22 protein-coding genes and 2 pseudogenes are annotated in these 14348 nt (G+C 63.3%); 17 read left to right on the forward strand and 7 right to left on the reverse strand.

Annotated elements, in window-relative coordinates; translation table 11 throughout:
* From BI344_RS24500 to BI344_RS22100, 3 genes and pseudogenes are all read left to right on the forward strand, one after another.
* A pseudogene (locus tag BI344_RS24500) lies at positions 1 to 258 on the forward strand (hypothetical protein); the annotation flags it as partial.
* On the forward strand, positions 258 to 380 hold the full coding sequence (locus BI344_RS25950) for a hypothetical protein (protein ID WP_277620480.1): 123 nt from the start codon (positions 258 to 260) through the stop codon (positions 378 to 380). The pseudogene BI344_RS24500 and the gene BI344_RS25950, both read left to right, overlap by 1 nt.
* Before the next feature lie 19 nt (positions 381 to 399).
* Entirely contained in the window at positions 400 to 738 is a 339-nt protein-coding gene (locus BI344_RS22100) for a MarR family winged helix-turn-helix transcriptional regulator (RefSeq protein ID WP_071114943.1), read from the forward strand.
* A 99-nt stretch (positions 739 to 837) separates the two neighbouring features.
* Here the strand turns inward: BI344_RS22100 and BI344_RS22105 are convergent, their stop codons facing one another.
* Positions 838 to 1113 (reverse strand): metal/formaldehyde-sensitive transcriptional repressor, encoded by a 276-nt coding sequence (locus tag BI344_RS22105; RefSeq protein ID WP_071114944.1) that lies wholly within the window; start codon positions 1111 to 1113, stop codon positions 838 to 840.
* Between the two features lie 99 nt (positions 1114 to 1212).
* On the opposite strand from BI344_RS22105, the gene BI344_RS22110 reads away from it, so the two are divergent.
* The 5 genes from BI344_RS22110 to BI344_RS26260 all read left to right on the forward strand — a co-directional run bounded on the left by BI344_RS22110 (position 1213) and on the right by BI344_RS26260 (position 4306).
* Positions 1213 to 2325, forward strand: coding sequence for a nickel/cobalt efflux protein RcnA (locus BI344_RS22110; protein WP_071114945.1), 1113 nt, complete (start codon positions 1213 to 1215; stop codon positions 2323 to 2325).
* Positions 2326 to 2766: 441 nt separating this feature from the next.
* Entirely contained in the window at positions 2767 to 3015 is a 249-nt protein-coding gene (locus BI344_RS22115; RefSeq protein ID WP_139167118.1) for a hypothetical protein, read from the forward strand.
* Positions 3016 to 3267: 252 nt separating this feature from the next.
* Positions 3268 to 3687 (forward strand): GNAT family N-acetyltransferase, encoded by a 420-nt coding sequence (locus tag BI344_RS22120; protein WP_071114947.1) that lies wholly within the window; start codon positions 3268 to 3270, stop codon positions 3685 to 3687.
* 8 nt (positions 3688 to 3695) lie between these two features.
* Positions 3696 to 4109, forward strand: a complete 414-nt coding sequence (locus BI344_RS22125) for a GrpB family protein (RefSeq protein ID WP_071114948.1) — start codon at positions 3696 to 3698, stop codon at positions 4107 to 4109.
* Complete coding sequence (locus BI344_RS26260) at positions 4013 to 4306, forward strand: GrpB family protein (protein ID WP_206600461.1); 294 nt, start codon at positions 4013 to 4015, stop codon at positions 4304 to 4306. Before BI344_RS22125 ends, BI344_RS26260 begins: the two co-directional genes overlap by 97 nt.
* Here BI344_RS26260 and BI344_RS22130 read toward each other — a convergent pair.
* Positions 4293 to 4739, reverse strand: a complete 447-nt coding sequence (locus BI344_RS22130) for a helix-turn-helix domain-containing protein (protein WP_071114949.1) — start codon at positions 4737 to 4739, stop codon at positions 4293 to 4295. The genes BI344_RS26260 and BI344_RS22130 overlap by 14 nt on opposite strands.
* A gap of 140 nt (positions 4740 to 4879) precedes the next feature.
* Here BI344_RS22130 and BI344_RS22135 point away from each other — a divergent pair, with 140 nt between their 5' ends.
* From BI344_RS22135 to BI344_RS22145, 4 genes and pseudogenes are all read left to right on the forward strand, one after another.
* The gene (locus BI344_RS22135) at positions 4880 to 5794 is read left to right on the forward strand and encodes an alpha/beta hydrolase (protein ID WP_071114950.1); all 915 of its coding nucleotides are present in this window, start codon (positions 4880 to 4882) and stop codon (positions 5792 to 5794) included.
* A 97-nt stretch (positions 5795 to 5891) separates the two neighbouring features.
* Positions 5892 to 6128, forward strand: a pseudogene (locus BI344_RS26265) (TMEM175 family protein); the annotation flags it as partial.
* A gap of 43 nt (positions 6129 to 6171) precedes the next feature.
* Positions 6172 to 6471 carry a hypothetical protein gene (locus BI344_RS24510; protein ID WP_071114951.1) on the forward strand — a complete coding sequence of 100 codons (300 nt, stop codon included), beginning with the start codon at positions 6172 to 6174 and terminating at the stop codon, positions 6469 to 6471.
* A gap of 142 nt (positions 6472 to 6613) precedes the next feature.
* Positions 6614 to 7186, forward strand: coding sequence for a type 1 glutamine amidotransferase family protein (locus BI344_RS22145; protein ID WP_071114952.1), 573 nt, complete (start codon positions 6614 to 6616; stop codon positions 7184 to 7186).
* A 71-nt stretch (positions 7187 to 7257) separates the two neighbouring features.
* On the opposite strand, the gene BI344_RS22150 is transcribed toward BI344_RS22145, so the two are convergent.
* The 3 genes from BI344_RS22150 to BI344_RS22160 are packed head-to-tail and all read right to left on the reverse strand — an operon-like array spanning position 7258 to position 8969.
* Positions 7258 to 7950 (reverse strand): helix-turn-helix transcriptional regulator, encoded by a 693-nt coding sequence (locus tag BI344_RS22150; protein WP_071114953.1) that lies wholly within the window; start codon positions 7948 to 7950, stop codon positions 7258 to 7260.
* A 3-nt stretch (positions 7951 to 7953) separates the two neighbouring features.
* Positions 7954 to 8745 (reverse strand): type I methionyl aminopeptidase, encoded by a 792-nt coding sequence (gene map / locus BI344_RS22155; RefSeq protein ID WP_071114954.1) that lies wholly within the window; start codon positions 8743 to 8745, stop codon positions 7954 to 7956.
* On the reverse strand, positions 8742 to 8969 hold the full coding sequence (locus tag BI344_RS22160; RefSeq protein ID WP_071114955.1) for a ParD-like family protein: 228 nt from the start codon (positions 8967 to 8969) through the stop codon (positions 8742 to 8744). Before BI344_RS22160 ends, map begins: the two co-directional genes overlap by 4 nt.
* 257 nt (positions 8970 to 9226) lie before the next feature.
* Between BI344_RS22160 and BI344_RS22165 the strand changes: the two genes are divergently transcribed.
* Both BI344_RS22165 and BI344_RS24650 read left to right on the forward strand, forming a co-directional pair.
* On the forward strand, positions 9227 to 9823 hold the full coding sequence (locus tag BI344_RS22165) for a LexA family protein (RefSeq protein WP_071114956.1): 597 nt from the start codon (positions 9227 to 9229) through the stop codon (positions 9821 to 9823).
* A 16-nt stretch (positions 9824 to 9839) separates the two neighbouring features.
* On the forward strand, positions 9840 to 9986 hold the full coding sequence (locus BI344_RS24650) for a hypothetical protein (RefSeq protein ID WP_167359420.1): 147 nt from the start codon (positions 9840 to 9842) through the stop codon (positions 9984 to 9986).
* 55 nt (positions 9987 to 10041) lie between these two features.
* Here BI344_RS24650 and BI344_RS22170 read toward each other — a convergent pair whose 3' ends face one another.
* Positions 10042 to 11574 carry a mechanosensitive ion channel family protein gene (locus BI344_RS22170; RefSeq protein WP_071114957.1) on the reverse strand — a complete coding sequence of 511 codons (1533 nt, stop codon included), beginning with the start codon at positions 11572 to 11574 and terminating at the stop codon, positions 10042 to 10044.
* Between the two features lie 203 nt (positions 11575 to 11777).
* Positions 11778 to 12725 (reverse strand): tRNA dihydrouridine synthase, encoded by a 948-nt coding sequence (locus tag BI344_RS22175; protein ID WP_071114958.1) that lies wholly within the window; start codon positions 12723 to 12725, stop codon positions 11778 to 11780.
* Between the two features lie 67 nt (positions 12726 to 12792).
* Here BI344_RS22175 and BI344_RS22180 point away from each other — a divergent pair, with 67 nt between their 5' ends.
* From BI344_RS22180 to BI344_RS22190, 3 genes are all read left to right on the forward strand, one after another.
* On the forward strand, positions 12793 to 13248 hold the full coding sequence (locus BI344_RS22180; RefSeq protein WP_071114959.1) for a GNAT family N-acetyltransferase: 456 nt from the start codon (positions 12793 to 12795) through the stop codon (positions 13246 to 13248).
* A gap of 58 nt (positions 13249 to 13306) precedes the next feature.
* Complete coding sequence (locus BI344_RS22185) at positions 13307 to 13522, forward strand: DUF1653 domain-containing protein (RefSeq protein ID WP_071114960.1); 216 nt, start codon at positions 13307 to 13309, stop codon at positions 13520 to 13522.
* 7 nt (positions 13523 to 13529) lie between these two features.
* The coding region (locus BI344_RS22190; RefSeq protein ID WP_071114961.1) for a histone deacetylase family protein at positions 13530 to 14348 on the forward strand (819 nt) is incomplete at its 3' end.

A 14348-nucleotide genomic window follows, 5' to 3' on the forward strand; every position in this document is an offset into this window, starting at 1 on the left:
GATCCCAACTGCCCTTACTGCAACAAGTTCTGGAGCGACGCCCGCCCTTGGGTGAAGGCCGGCAAAGTGCAGATCCGCCATATCCTGATCGGAATCATTCAACCGGACAGCCTCGGCAAAGCCGCCGCCCTCCTCGCGGACGCCGACCCGGCGGCGGCGCTGAACCGCCACGAGCTGCAACACGCCGGCGGCGGCGTCAAGCCGCTGGCCAAGCTCCCCAAACGGTGGCGGACAAGCTGGCCGCCAACCATCAGTTGATGGAGCGCTTCGGCGCGTTCGCCACCCCCGCCATCTTCTACAGCGACGTAGGCGGGGCGCTGCAGAAAGCGCAGGGCGCGCCGCCAGCCGCCAGCCTGGCCAGGATCATGGACGGTAAATAAACCAGGCGGCAGCGCATCGATGGGCCATGGCCAGCTTGCCGTGCTGGCGGCGCTGAAAAACGGCGAAGCCTCCACCCAGACGGAACTGGCTCGCCTGCTGCAGATGGAGCAGCCCTCGATGGCACAAACGCTGGCTAGGCTGGAGCGCGGCCAGTTGATCCGGCGCAAGCAAGACCCCGCCAACCAGCGTGCGCAACGGGCGGAAGCGACGAATACCGCGCTGGAGAGCCTGTCGCAGGCGCTGCCGGCAATGGCGGAAGGCAACGCTAAGGCGATGGCTGGCTTCAGCGCCGATGAGGAAGCAGCTTTCGTCAGCTTCCTGCAACGCGTCTACGCCAATCTATGCGACACGCCATGAGCCGCCCGCGCCAGAATCCCTCTGGCCAAGCGCAAGCGCAGGTCGTCTTTATGTGAATAAACGCCCAGCCATCGCCAGGGTCACGTCCTTGCCGACCGGCTATTTCAGATATGACTTGAGCACCTGCAGAACCGCATCCAGGTCCTGCTGTCTTTGCGCTGGCTCGGGCTCATTCACCAGATGCTCGGTCAGATGGCCTTCTATCACTGCCGCCATCAACCCGTTCACCGCGCCGCGGATTGCCGCGATCTGCTGCAGCACCGCGCCGCAGTCCTCGCCTCCCTCGTCCAACCGCTTTTCCAGCGCGGCGGCCTGGCCCTGAATGCGCCGAACCCGCGCCAGCAATTTGGTTTTGTCTCGGATGGTATGCGCCATGCGTTTCTACTCGAATACGAAAAACGATACCGAAGGGTAGCATGCTTATACTGGGGGGCAGTATAATGCGACCGCATCGCCACGCCGAAAGAACACCGCATGACCAACTTTTCCACCCTGCTGCAACAAGGCAATGCCTGGCTGTTCATCCCCAGCGCCATCCTGCTGGGCGCCTTGCACGGCCTGGAGCCCGGCCATTCCAAAACCATGATGGCCGCCTTCATCGTGGCGGTGCGCGGCACCATAGGCCAAGCCATTCTGCTCGGCTTGTCAGCCACCCTATCCCACACTGCCGTAGTCTGGGCAGTAGCAATGACCGGCCTGTATTTCGGCCGCAACTGGAGCATGGAAACCGCCGAGCCCTACTTCCAACTGGCCTCGGCGGCATTGATCATCGCCGTGGCGACCTGGATGATATGGCGGACTAGGCGCAATCTGCTCGCCGAGCGCGTGCACAATCATGAACATCACGGCAACCAGCCCGACGAAAGCCGGATCATAGATACCGGTCACGGCAAGATTAGGCTGGAAATATTCGAACAAGGCGCGCCGCCGCGCTTCCGCCTGTACCGAGAGGACAGCCACGGCCACGCTTGGCCGGTGGCGCAGGTAAAAATGGAGACCGAGCGGCCGGACGGCAACCGCCAGCGCTTCTCCTTTATCCAGCGCGACGGCTTTATCGAGTCGGAGCAGGACATCCCCGAACCGCACCAGTTCATGGCTCGCCTGAGCCTGGGCCACGATCGCCACAGCCATGACTACGATGTGGAATTCATCGAGCGCCATCACCACGCGACGGCGGATGTCGCCGGCCTAGACGCTTCCGCGGCCGGATACCAGGACCCGCATGAACTGGCGCACGCCAACGACATTCGCCGCCGCTTCGCCAATCGCGAAGTCAGCACCGGCCAGATCGTGATGTTCGGCCTGACCGGCGGCCTGATTCCCTGCCCCGCTTCCATCACCGTTCTACTACTCTGCCTGCAGTTGAAGAAAGTGGCGCTGGGCGCGGCACTGGCGCTGTGTTTCAGCATAGGCCTGGCCCTAACCATGGTGGCCTCCGGTGTGTTAGCCGCCGTCAGCGTGAAGCATGTCTCCAGCCACTGGAGCGGCTTTGGCGACCTCACCCGCAAAGCTCCCTACTTTTCCAGCGGCCTGATCGTGCTGGTCGGCCTGTATGTCGGCTACCACGGCTGGGCAGCGCTGCCCTGATCAGGCATTCTCCTGCGTCACGATGCCCGCTCCAGACCACAGCAACTGGAGCGGCGCCGTCTTCTGATCCATTCACGGTCCTACAGCTCCCGTTCTGCCGCTTGCGCCAAAATGCAAAACAAGCAAAATCACATGGCATAAAAATATTTCTCATACAAACAAAATCATGCGCCCTCCCGTCTCGCCTCCCGGCAGCGCCACGCTCCATGCATCCGCGCCAAGCGACAACTACCCATGCTGATACGCAAAGCATCGATTCAAGACCTGCCCGCCCTCCAGGCCCTTGACGAAATGGGCGGCTGTCGGCGACACGAAGTGGCCGATGGTCTGTAATGGGATGGTCACACCGACTATGCCAGCCATCAACCCCAAGGCCTGCCAGGCCAACCGCTGCTGACTTATCTTTGCACGGACAAGGCCTTCCGCCGGCGGGGCGGGGCCTTGAAACTAGTGGCCGCGATCCAGCAGCGCGCGGAGGGCAGGAAGCTGATTTCCTCCACCGAGGATTGGTGTATCGCCAGCCAAAGGATGTTCCAGCAATTAGGCTGGCAAAAAATCGGCGCGCTCGATAACCTCAACAAGGATGGTTCCAGCGAATTCTTCTATGCCGTCGATCTGCTCGCCGCATCACAGCCAGCGGCAGGCAATATCTCGGCGTCGAAGCCGCGCCAGATCCGCGCTGACCCGTAATGCGGGAATCAAGGGCAACATCATGCTGTTCACCGCAATGCGCAGGCCAGATCACCCCGCGGCCATCCTCCGCCCCTTTCGGCTGGACGATATCCCGGACTGGCACGACTACCTGACGCTGCCACAGGCATACAAACACACCAGTTGCAACGTGAGATCTCCAGCGGAACTGGAGTATTACGTTTGGCAGCCAGCTCCAGCCTGCTTGCCTGGGGGCACAGCCATATCGCATAAGAACAAGAGGAGAAAAACATGATCAATCAAGCGCTTGAAGACCACGAGATCGCCGGCTGCTTCGCCGTGATGCGGCAATTGCGCCTGCCCCTGCGGGCAGAGCGCTTTGTCGAAACCGTGCGCGCGAAGATGGCGGAAGGCTATCGGCTGGCCTATCTGCAACAGGATGGCAGGGTGGCCTGCGTAGCCGGCTTTCGCATCGGCCTCAACCTGGCGATGGGAAAAAGCCTGTACGTGGACGACCTGGCCACCGACGAGGCCGCGCGCTCGCACGGCCACGACGCCGCCATGATGGCCTGGCTGCGCCAGCTGGCCAAAGAAGAAGGCTGCGCCGAGCTCCACCTGGACTCCGGCGTGCAACGCCACCGCGCGCACCGTTTCTATCTGAACCAGAACATGGACATCGTCTGCCATCATTTCTCGGAACGCCTGCGCTGAGCGCGCCTATGCTGGAAATCATCGAACACCAGCCGCGCTGGCCGGAGGAGTTCCAACGGACCGCCGGGCAACTGCAGGCCACGCCGGGGGCGCTGGCGCTGCGGATCGACCACATCGGCTACACCGCGGTGCCGGGTTTGGCGGCCAAGGGCGTGATCGACGTCCAGGTCGCGGTGGCGGATCTGGACGACGCGGTGATCGCAAGCCTGGCGGCAGGCGGATTCGTTCATAGGCCGGTCAAACAGGATCATGCGCCGGCGCGGATGACGATTAGCGAAAATTGTTCTTCCGCGAGCTCGTCGGCCAGCGCCGCGCCCACATCCATGTGCGCCGGGCCGGCAGCGCCAACCAGCGCTATGCATTGCCGTTCCGCGACTATCTGCGCGCCCATCCCGCCACGTCCGCAGCCTACGGCGAGTTGAAGCGGCGGCGGGCTGCCCACTTGGCCGATCCGGACCGCTATCCCGACATCAAGGACCCGGCGGTGGACCATGGGCGGCGCGAACCGGCTGGCAATCGGGCTGAGTCAGACCGTTGCTTTCCCAATCCAGATACAGGCCATGCACCGCCGGATCGAGAAAGGACAAGCGGATCAGATTGCGCTGTTAGGGAGGAATGACGGCAAAGTCCAGGTACAAGGCCTCGGCGGGCGCATTCCAGGCCAGCACGTCCATGTGGCGGCCAATGACGATGGCCGGCGTGTCGCGCAATTGCCGCAGCAAGCGCAGCGTCTGCTCGCCGGCCTTTTGCGTGGCGTAGCGGTAGCGGCGGATGCCGCCGTGACGCGCCAGGCTCAACAGATAATTTTCCTGGTCTTCATTCAGCCGCAAGCTGCGGGCGATGGCCGCCAGCGCGGAGCGGGACGGCGACAGCCTCCCCTGCTCCAGGCGGGTGTAATAGTCGATGCTGACGCCGGCCAATTGCGCCACTTCCTCGCGGCGCAGCCCCGGCACCCGGCGCGGGTAGCCAAGTTCCGGCACGCCCACATCGGCCGGCCGCAGTTGCGCGCGGCGCGCGCGCAGGAATTCGCCCAATTCGTTGTTTGTGCTCATCGCCGCATCATTTCATAACTCCTGTTCCGCAAACAGGGAATAACTTTCCCAGGAACCGCTCTCCCTATCCGCCCCGGGGCGCCTGCCCTACCTTGTCGGACATAGGGCAGCCGCCCGCCGCCTTCACCAAGAGAGCATCCATGAAAACCAGCATCCGGTTCAACAACAACGGCCTGAAAATGGCCGACCATCCTTACCTGCCCGTCGACATCCAGCCTGGCGAGAAGCGCGCCGCCATCGCCGTCAGCCACCAGTTTGGCGGCGTCAAGGAGCAGACCGCCGGCCTGTACGCGCAAAAACTGTCCGAGCGCGGCTTCATCGCGCTAGCCTTCGGTGCCAGCCACCAAGGCGAGAGCGAAGGCGAACCGCGCCTGCTGGAAGACCCGGCGGCGCGACTGGAAGACATCAGCAGCGCGGTAAGCTACCTATCCACCCATGAACAGGTCGATCCGCAACGCATCGGCGCGCTGGGCATTTGCGCCTCTGGCGGCTATGTAGTCAAGGCCGCTCAGACCGAACGCCGCATCCGGGCGGTTGCGGCCATCAGCGCCGTCGACATCGGCCTGTTTTTCCGCGAAGGACTGGGCGGCGGCGGCAGCACTGAAGCGCTTAAGCAACTGCTGGAACAAGTGGGCCGCGAGCGCACCCTAGAGGCCCAGGGCGGCGCGCCGCGCTACGACCCCATCTTGCCGCACACGCCCGCCGACGTGAGCGCAAGCACCCCCAGCCTGTATGCGGAAGGAACCGACTATTACCGCACCGCCCGCGCCCAGCATCCCAACTCGCCCAACCGTTACTTGTTCCGCAGCATAGACCGCATCACCGCCTATTCCTCGTTCGACCATGTGGAGAGGATCGCGCCGCACCCGCTGCTGCTGATCGCCGGCAGCCGGGCGGATACCCGCTACTTCAGCCAACTGGCTTACGACAGGGCGCAGCAGCCCAAGGAGCTGCTCCTGCTGGAGGGAGCCAGCCACATCGACCTGTACGACCGCGAGCAATACGTGGCGCCGTCGGTGGCCAAGCTGGACGCATTCTTCCACACCCACCTGTAAGCAAGACCGGTACTTCCTAGAATGGATGGAGGCGCAGTCCATGCGCCTCCATTTTTCGCCTCGGCCGAGACCACCATGAACAATTAGCACCACCCGGCTGGAAGCCTTCAGCGATGGCGTGTTCGCCATCGCCATCACGCTGCCGATACTGGAAATCAAGGTGCCCGCCGCGGACAAAATCCTGCGCGAAGGAGAATTGTGGCAGGCCCTGGCGCAGCACAGACCCAGCTACACCGGCTTCGCCATCAGTTTCGTGACCATAGGCATCATGTGGGCCAACCACCACGCGCTGTTCAAATATATTCGCCGGGTGAACCGGCAGCTGCTGGCCAATCTGTTGCTGCTGGGCGTAAAGCTTCCTGCCTTATCCCACCGCGGTGCTGGCGGAATACCTGGCCAAGCCGGAAATGCGGACGGTGGCGACGATGTTCTACGGCGCCACGCAGGTGTTCAACTCCTTTACCTACAACCTGTTCTGGCGCCCGGGCTACCGCCAGCCTGAGCTGCTGGCGCCCAATCCGCATCCGCGCGGCATGCGCACCACCAACCGGCGCTACCGGCTGGAACTGCTGTGCTATGCGCTGGCCACCCGATTGGCGCTGCTCAATGCCTGGCTCAGCCTCGCCATCCATCTGACGCTGGCACTATGGAACGCCGTTTCCGAGCGCAAGGAGTAAAAGCCGGGCGACAGCCGGTTCGGTTCCTCCGAAAGCCAAGGCTGCTGACAGAAATTGACTCAGGCATGGCTTACGTTTGGATGCCCGATAAACGCGGCAACGCCTCGGGCATCCACTCAAAGCTTAATTAAGGGCAATCCTCATGACACGCGCCATCACCATCATCACCGAGAATTTTTCCGACTGGGAAACCGCCCTGATCAACTCCGCCGGTCGTGGCTATTACGGCTTCGACATACACTTCGCCGCCCCCGGCGGCGCGCCGGTGACATCCTCGGGCGGCATGATGGTCACCCCGCATCTGGCGATAGAGTCGATCCGGCTGGATGAGCTTGACCTGCTGATCGTTTGCGGCGGCACCATCTGGCAAACCGACCAAGCCCCTGACATCACAGCCCTGGTTGCCGCCGCCCACGCCAGAAACATCGTGGTTGCCGGCATTTGCGACGGCACCCGCGTGCTGGCGCAAGCGGGCGTGCTGGATACCGTCAGCCATACGTCCAACTCGGCAGAAAACCTGTCGGTGCCGAACTACGCCGGAGCCGCTTGCTATCAGGATGTTCCCTACGCGGTTGCCGATCAGGGTGTCGTCACCGCCCCAGGCACCGCTCCAGTCAGTTTCATGGCGGGAATTCTCGCCGCGCTGAATATCGGCGGCGCGGATCTGGACGCCTACCTGGCGCAACACGCTGCCGAACACCTCTGGCCCGCTTAAAACCCGCCGGTTCGCATCGCCGCAGGCGCTTGCCTGGCCTTATCGGCGACGCCCCGGCGGCGCCGTGGGCGTCAAACTGCGTCCTCAGCGATGCCCTGCTGCTTCCGCCATTCCCTCAGCAATGCCTGGCGGCGGCGCGGGTAGCGCTCATCGAGGCTTTCGCACTGTTGCATCTGATCGCAGCGGAAATGGCGGAAATCCCGCCGCAACTCGCACCAGGCCGCCAACACCTGCGCCCTTTCGAAGAAGCCCAGCGCGAACGGCCACACCACCCGCTCGCTCTCCTCCCCCTTGGCATCCCGGTAGAGCAGAATCAGCTTGATCTGTTGTCGAATGGCGTCGCGCAACCTCGCCATGTCCACGCCGGTGGGCGATGCGTACGCCGGCCCCACCAGCAAAGCCGCATCCTCCAGCTGCAAGCGCAGATCGGCAGGCAGCACCGCCGCCACCTTGGCCAGCGCATTGCCGGCGGCATCCACCAGCCTGGCGTCGGCCCGCTTTGCCACCCAGCGCATGCCCAGCACCAATGCCTCCAGCTCTTCCTCGGCAAACATCAAGGGCGGCAACAGGAAACCGGGACGCAGCTGGTAGCCCAGCCCCGGCTCGCCGGCGATGTCGGCCCCTTGCAACTGCAGGCTGGCGATGTCGCGGTACACGGTGCGCACGCTGATGCCCAGTTGCGCCGCCAGCGCGGCGGCGGTCACGGGATAACGATGGCGGCGCAGCAGCTGCAGCAAATCCAACAGACGTTCGGAGCGCGACATGGCTCAGCCAAGCGCCGGATAGCCGCTCTCGCCGTCCGGCCACGACGTCAGCACTTCGAAGCCATTGTTGGTCACGGCTACCATATGTTCCCACTGCGCCGACCAGGAGCCGTCCTGCGTCACCACTGTCCAACCGTCGCCTAGCTGGCGGGTGGGCGCCTTGCCGGCGTTGATCATGGGCTCGATGGTGAACACCATGCCGGGCTTGAGCCTGAGGCCGGCGCCGCGCCGGCCGTAATGCAGCACCTCCGGCTCCTCGTGGTAAACCTTGCCTATGCCGTGGCCGCAGTACTCGCGCACCACGCTGAACCCGGCCTGCTGGGTGACGGTCTGGATCGCGTGGCCGACATCGCCCAGCGTGGCGCCGGGGCGTACTTCGCGAATGCCGGCCCACATCGCCTGATGGCAGGTTTCCACCAGCCTCTTCGCCTCGGGCCTGGGCGCGCCGACAAAGTACATACGGCTGCTGTCACCGTGCCAGCCGTCCTTGATCACCGCCACGTCGATATTGACGATGTCGCCGTCCTGCAATATCTGCTTTTCCGACGGAATGCCATGGCACACCACCTGATTGACCGAGGCGCAGATGGTCTTGGGATAGCCGTAGTAGCCGATATTGGCCGGAATGGCGCGCTGCGCCTTGACGATGTGCTCGCGGCAGATAGCATCCAGTTCCTCGGTGCTGACGCCCGGCCGCACATGCTCGCCTATCATCGCCAGCAGCTCCGCCACCAGCTTGCCCGCCTCGCGCGCTTTGGCCACGTCGGCAGGCGACTTGATCTTCACCCCGCTCATCGCGCCGTCTCCGTCGCCTTATGTTGCAGATCGAGCGGATGCCCCTCCTGGCTGGAGCGCAGCAGCAATTGGCAGATTTCACTGTAGCGCAGGTCCGGGTGCAGCTCGGCAAGCATGCCTATGCGCAGCCAGTGTTCGGCCTGGGAGTTGATCGAACGGCTCAGCGCCTCGCTGGCAGTACGCAGATTGTCATGCATCTGCTCGGAAATCTTGACTATGCCCATATCCGTTCCATATACGTTCAATAAACGAAACGTATAACAAATTTCCGCCGCGCACAAGCCGTGCCGCGTCTCGACTGGCTCCTCCAGCCATGCCGCAACCCGGGGGGAGGGAATCAGGCATCGCACTGGCCGCTGTGGCGGACAGCCAACACCCGCAAGCCTTGGTTTTCCTGCTCGGCCAGCGGCACTGAACAGCGTCGGATGGAAAAATCGCCATCATGCTTGCTTTTCATTTTGATAATGTACAAAATCAAAATATGAAACAAGACAAAGACAAGCAACGCGGCGGCAAACGCGACGGCGCCGGGCGAAAGTCCGCCTTCGGCGGCGACAAGACCGTCCCCCTGCGCGTGCCGGAACCGCTCAAACCCATCCTGCGGCAGTGGCTGGACGACTACCGCAGCTGGCGTACCGCCAACAGCCAAGAAGCCGGCAATTTCCGCACCTTGGGCAAGCAGTTGAGCGAGCTGTCGCTGCCCTTGTTCGCCGGCAGCGTGCCAGCCGGCTCGCCGGTGCCGACCGATGACCTGAAGGAAGCGGACATCGACCTCAACGCCCACCTGGTCAGCCGCCCCGGCGATACCTTCATGGTGACGGTGAAAGGTGATTCGATGCAGGGCGCAGGCATCCATGACGGCGACCTGCTGTTGGTGGAACGCAGCCGCGAGCCGCGCAACGGCAAGGTGGTGGTGGCCGCGCTCAATGGCGAACTGACTGTGAAAAGGCTGGAAAAAAGCGCCAACGGCCTGCGGCTGCTGCCGGAGAACCCGGCCTACCAACCCATCCCCGTGCCGGAGGACGCTTCGTTCTTGATCTGGGGCGTGGTGACCAATGTCATCCACAAGGTGGATTAGTCTGGAGGAGAGTCAGATGGGCAAGCCAAGCGATTGCATCAAGATGAAATTCAACGACTGGAAACGGCTGCCAAGGCCTTACCGCGCCATGATAGAGGGCCAGCCGCAAGTGCTGGTGAGCCGGCCGGGACGCAATTTTTTCATGCCGGTGCAGTTTGTCTAACCTGGTGTCACGCAGTTGCCGAACCGCGTGTCGGCGGGCGCATACAAGACACCAGTCAATGCTTGCTCAGGCCGAAGAAATTACGGATGCGCTCCACCAGCTCGCCGCGGCGCGGGGCTTCGCCATCGCCGGCCAACAACTCCTCCGGCATCCGATTGCGTCGCTCCTCCAGACGCTCGGCCAGGATGGACGAGATGGTTTCCGCCAACTCCTTGCGCGATACCAGAATGGTCTGAAACGCCTCCTTGTCCAGCCGCAGGCACTCGACATTGGAGCGGGCGATGACCGTCCCGGAGCGGGACTCGCCGGTCATCAACCCCATCTCGCCGAAAAAACTGCCCGCCTTCAGCACATCCACCAGCTTGCGGCTGCCGTCCGGCATGCTCACCCACACCTCCACTTCGCCTGACAACATGATGTACAGCCAATGCGCCACCGAACCTTGATGCATGATGATGTCGCCGGTGACGAAGGGCGTGAACTTCAGTTGATCGGCCAGCACCACCATTTCCTCGTCGTTCAGGCTGGACAGCAGCTCCACCTTGCGCAGCGCCAGCACCCGCTCCTCCAGGTGCTTCTTCATCCGCGCCTCCATGTACTTCTCGTTTTCCTTGATGGTCAGCACATTGTAAAAAGGCGAGGCCATGCGCAGGTTGTGGCGGCGCAGCGCCGCATCAATATGGGTGCGGACGATGGAGTCGGTCAGGTCGTCCGCCGCCAGATTGGTCAGCCAGTAGCGCACCGCGTAGCGGCTGTAGCCGTTTTCAAAACCCATCAGTATGCAATTGGGCTCAGGCGACAGCGCCACCCCGGGCAACTGCGCCTCGCGCAGCGACTTTTCCACCACGGTGATGATCTGGGTGGGCAGCGTGTCCCAGTTGATGTTGAACCACACCCAGCGCCGCCATTGCTGGGGACAGCCATGCCGCTTGCCCAATATGGCGAAGTGGTTCTTCATCAGCACGCTGTTGGGAATGACCAAGGTTTCCCAATTGCGGGTTTCCACTGTGGTGGCGCGCCAGTTGATTTCCACCACCCGTCCCACCAGATCCCCCACCTTGACCCAGTCGCCTATTTCCACCGAGTTATCGAATTGCAACGACAGGCCGGCCAGGATATTGCCCAGCGTGTCCTGCATGGAAAAAGCCAGCACGGCGGTAATCACGGCGGAGGTGGTGACGATGTGGCTCAGATCCAGACCCGCCAGCCGCAACAACACCAAGCCCCAGCCGACATAGCCGACGGTGACCAGGATGTCTTCCAGAATGCGGGGAGGATGCAGGCGCAGGACGGGCATGAACAGTCGGAACAGCAGCATCGCCCACAAGCGGATCAGCGCCAGGCCCATCACCACCACGGCCCCCTGGCGCACCATTTGCCCCGGAGCGATCTGGCTGCTGAAGTTGACCACCAGCAGGGCCGCCAGCGTGATCAGCAGCGTGCGCAGCACCCGTTTGCGGCTGTCCGGCCGCAGCAGATACAGCATCAGGGCGAAGGCTGCGGTGACGGCAACAAAAACCGTCAGCGAGCCATACCAGACAGCTGGGATCAGCCGTTCCAGCCAACCGACCGCGGGAAGGGGTTCCATGCTATCTCCGCCAGTTTTTTGTTTTATAGACAGCCCGGGCGGCAGATAAAAAAAATCCCTCCCGCGAGGGAGGGGTGCAAGGTATCGGGGAAGTGTAAGATCCGCAGCCGAGCTGGCCGGCAGAAATTACAGCGTCTTGTTTATACCAAAACAAGACGCCATTTGATGTTAACAATAGTTCCCGCTTTGCGGTATGAGTATATCTACTTACCCAGCCTTGCCATCAGGATATCGTGAATGCTTTCAGGCTCTTGCTCGCGGCGTATGGCCTCGAACAATTGCCCCGCCTCCGGCCAGGTACGCTTGAGCAAACCCAGCCACTGTTTCAGCCTGGCCACCGGGTAGCGGTTTTCACCCGACTTCTCCCAGCATTGGCGGAAGAAATCCGCCACCCAGGGCATCATGACGGCCCACTCCATCGGACCCGCGCCGTCGCCCGCCACGATTCGCGCCGCCAGGTCCGGACACGCCACCAGCCCGCGGCCTATCATCACGGTATCGCAACCGCTTTCCTGCCGAATCGCCCGGTAATCGTCCAGCGTCCATACCTCGCCGTTGGCGATGACCGGAATGGCGATGGCCTCGCGAATGCGCGCGATCCAGTCCCAATGCGCCGGCGGCCGGTAGCCCTCCACCTTGGTGCGGCCATGCACCGTCAACTCGGCGGCGCCGGCGCTTTCTATCGCCTGCGCGCACTCCAGCGCCCGGCTCTTGTCCTCGTAGCCCAGCCGCATCTTGGCGGTCACCGGGATGCCGGCAGGCACCGCTCGCCGCATGGCGGAAACAATCTCGTGCAACAACTCCGGCTCGTTCAGCAGGACAGCGCCGCCGCGATGGCGGTTGACAGAGGGCGCGGGGCAGCCGAAATTCAGGTCCACGCCCGGCGCGCCCAAGCTGGCGGCCTTGGCGCCGTTTTCCGCCAGGCAGGCCGCATCCGAACCCAGCAGCTGCACCCGCACCGGCACGCCGGCGCGGGTATTGCCCGCACGCTCCAGCTCCGGTGCCAGGCGCAGGAAAGTGCGTGTAGGCAGCAGCGCCGAGGTGACCCGCACGAACTCGGTAACGCACATGTCTATGCCCCCGATGCGGGTCAGCACATCGCGCATCACATCGTCAACCAGACCCTCCATCGGGGCAAGCACCAGCTTCATTGTCTAACCTACTGAAAAAGGGCGTTATTGTAACGCAGCCGCCACAAGAACATGACGGAGATTGTCGATGACCACCACCCTCAACATCGCCACGCCGGAATCCGTCGGCAGCTGGTTGCCGCTGTTCACCTCCTACCTGGCCTTCTACAAGGTCAGCCAGCCCCCGGAGCAATGCCTCGATTTTCTGAGCGAAAGGCTGCGCCGGCGCCAGGCCGTGGCCTTCGTCGTCAGCACGGACAATCGCCCACAGGGCTTTGCCATGATGTACACCGGTTTTTCCTCATTATCGCTGCAGCCTTGCTGGGTGCTGCACGACCTGTTCGTCGCGCCCGACGCCAGAGGCCAGGGCTTCGGCCAGATGCTGGCGCAGCGCTGCCAGCAATACGCCCGCGACATGGGCGGCGGCGAGATCATGTTGCAGACCGCCCACGACAATCTGGACGCGCAAAAGCTGTACCAGAGCCAAGGCTTCAAGCTGGACGAGGATTTCCGGGTGTATTACTGGAACAGCCGGCATTCTTGACGATCATCGCGGCCTGCGGCATGCTCGCCAGCCCTTGCCGCCAAGCCCAGGAACCCACATGCCAGAACAGGGAATCTACCAGCACTTCCGCGACCGCCGGCTCTACCAGGTGCTGGGCATCGCCAAGCATTCGGAGACGCTGGAGCCCATGGTGGTCTACCGCGCGCTTTACGGCGACTACAGCCTGTGGACCAGGCCTGCAAGCATGTTCGACGAGATGGTTGCGCATGAGGGACGACAAGTGCCGCGCTTCCGCCTGATGCCGGCTCGGTGAGCCCGCGATGCGCATCTACCGCACCGACCAGTTCCCGCTGCCCTTGCCCGACGGCCACCGCTTCCCGGCGGAAAAATACCGCCTGCTGGCCGATAGTGTAGCCCTCTTCGCCGCGGAGCGGATGGAGCCGGCGCCGGCCGCCAGCACCAACGAACTGGCCCAGGCCCACGATCCGGCCTACATCGATGCAGTGATGCAAGGCACGCTGGACGCTCGGCTGCAACGCGAAATCGGCCTGCCATGGTCTCCGCAGCTGGCCGAACGCAGCTGCCGCTCGGTCGGCGCCACCGTCGCCGCCAGCCGCAGCGCGCTGCTGGACGGCTGCGGCGTCAACCTGGCAGGCGGCACGCATCATGCCGGCCGCCAACACGGCAGCGGCTTCTGCGTGTTCAACGACGTCGCCGTCGCCGCCCTGCTGATGCTGAGCGAGGATCGCGCCCGCCGCGTGCTGGTGATAGATCTGGACGTGCACCAGGGCAATGGCACCGCCGCCATCACCGCTGACGAGCCGCGCGTCTACACCTTCTCCATGCATGGCGCGCGCAATTTCCCGTTCCGCCGCAGCGCCAGCAGCCTGGACATCGACCTGCCGGACGGCACCGGCGATGCCCGCTATCTATCCATCCTCGCCGATGCGCTGCCGCGGCTGTTTGCCGAGTCCGCGCCCGATCTGGTGTTTTACTTGGCCGGCGCCGACCCCTACCGCGGCGACCGGCTTGGCCGGTTGGCACTGAGCCGGGAAGGGCTGGCCAGACGCGACCGGATGGTGATGGAGGCCTGCCGGCGCTACGATGCCGCGCTGGTGCTTACCATGGCCGGCGGTTAC

Origin of the sequence: Chromobacterium sphagni, assembly GCF_001855555.1 — a bacterium.
GTDB lineage: Bacteria > Pseudomonadota > Gammaproteobacteria > Burkholderiales > Chromobacteriaceae > Chromobacterium > Chromobacterium sphagni.

Excerpts from the sequence above, each read along its gene's own strand:
- BI344_RS25950 (WP_277620480.1), top strand. The coding sequence starts at position 258 with ATGGAGCGCTTCGGCGCGTTCGCCACCCCCGCCATCTTCTACAGCGAC.
- BI344_RS22100 (WP_071114943.1), top strand. The coding sequence starts at position 400 with ATGGGCCATGGCCAGCTTGCCGTGCTGGCGGCGCTGAAAAACGGCGAA.
- BI344_RS22105 (WP_071114944.1), bottom strand. The coding sequence starts at position 1,113 with ATGGCGCATACCATCCGAGACAAAACCAAATTGCTGGCGCGGGTTCGG.
- BI344_RS22110 (WP_071114945.1), top strand. The coding sequence starts at position 1,213 with ATGACCAACTTTTCCACCCTGCTGCAACAAGGCAATGCCTGGCTGTTC.
- BI344_RS22120 (WP_071114947.1), top strand. The coding sequence starts at position 3,268 with ATGATCAATCAAGCGCTTGAAGACCACGAGATCGCCGGCTGCTTCGCC.
- BI344_RS22125 (WP_071114948.1), top strand. The coding sequence starts at position 3,696 with ATGCTGGAAATCATCGAACACCAGCCGCGCTGGCCGGAGGAGTTCCAA.
- BI344_RS22130 (WP_071114949.1), bottom strand. The coding sequence starts at position 4,739 with ATGAGCACAAACAACGAATTGGGCGAATTCCTGCGCGCGCGCCGCGCG.
- BI344_RS22135 (WP_071114950.1), top strand. The coding sequence starts at position 4,880 with ATGAAAACCAGCATCCGGTTCAACAACAACGGCCTGAAAATGGCCGAC.
- BI344_RS22145 (WP_071114952.1), top strand. The coding sequence starts at position 6,614 with ATGACACGCGCCATCACCATCATCACCGAGAATTTTTCCGACTGGGAA.
- BI344_RS22150 (WP_071114953.1), bottom strand. The coding sequence starts at position 7,950 with ATGTCGCGCTCCGAACGTCTGTTGGATTTGCTGCAGCTGCTGCGCCGC.
- map (WP_071114954.1), bottom strand. The coding sequence starts at position 8,745 with ATGAGCGGGGTGAAGATCAAGTCGCCTGCCGACGTGGCCAAAGCGCGC.
- BI344_RS22160 (WP_071114955.1), bottom strand. The coding sequence starts at position 8,969 with ATGGGCATAGTCAAGATTTCCGAGCAGATGCATGACAATCTGCGTACT.
- BI344_RS22165 (WP_071114956.1), top strand. The coding sequence starts at position 9,227 with ATGAAACAAGACAAAGACAAGCAACGCGGCGGCAAACGCGACGGCGCC.
- BI344_RS24650 (WP_167359420.1), top strand. The coding sequence starts at position 9,840 with ATGGGCAAGCCAAGCGATTGCATCAAGATGAAATTCAACGACTGGAAA.
- BI344_RS22170 (WP_071114957.1), bottom strand. The coding sequence starts at position 11,574 with ATGGAACCCCTTCCCGCGGTCGGTTGGCTGGAACGGCTGATCCCAGCT.
- BI344_RS22175 (WP_071114958.1), bottom strand. The coding sequence starts at position 12,725 with ATGAAGCTGGTGCTTGCCCCGATGGAGGGTCTGGTTGACGATGTGATG.
- BI344_RS22180 (WP_071114959.1), top strand. The coding sequence starts at position 12,793 with ATGACCACCACCCTCAACATCGCCACGCCGGAATCCGTCGGCAGCTGG.
- BI344_RS22185 (WP_071114960.1), top strand. The coding sequence starts at position 13,307 with ATGCCAGAACAGGGAATCTACCAGCACTTCCGCGACCGCCGGCTCTAC.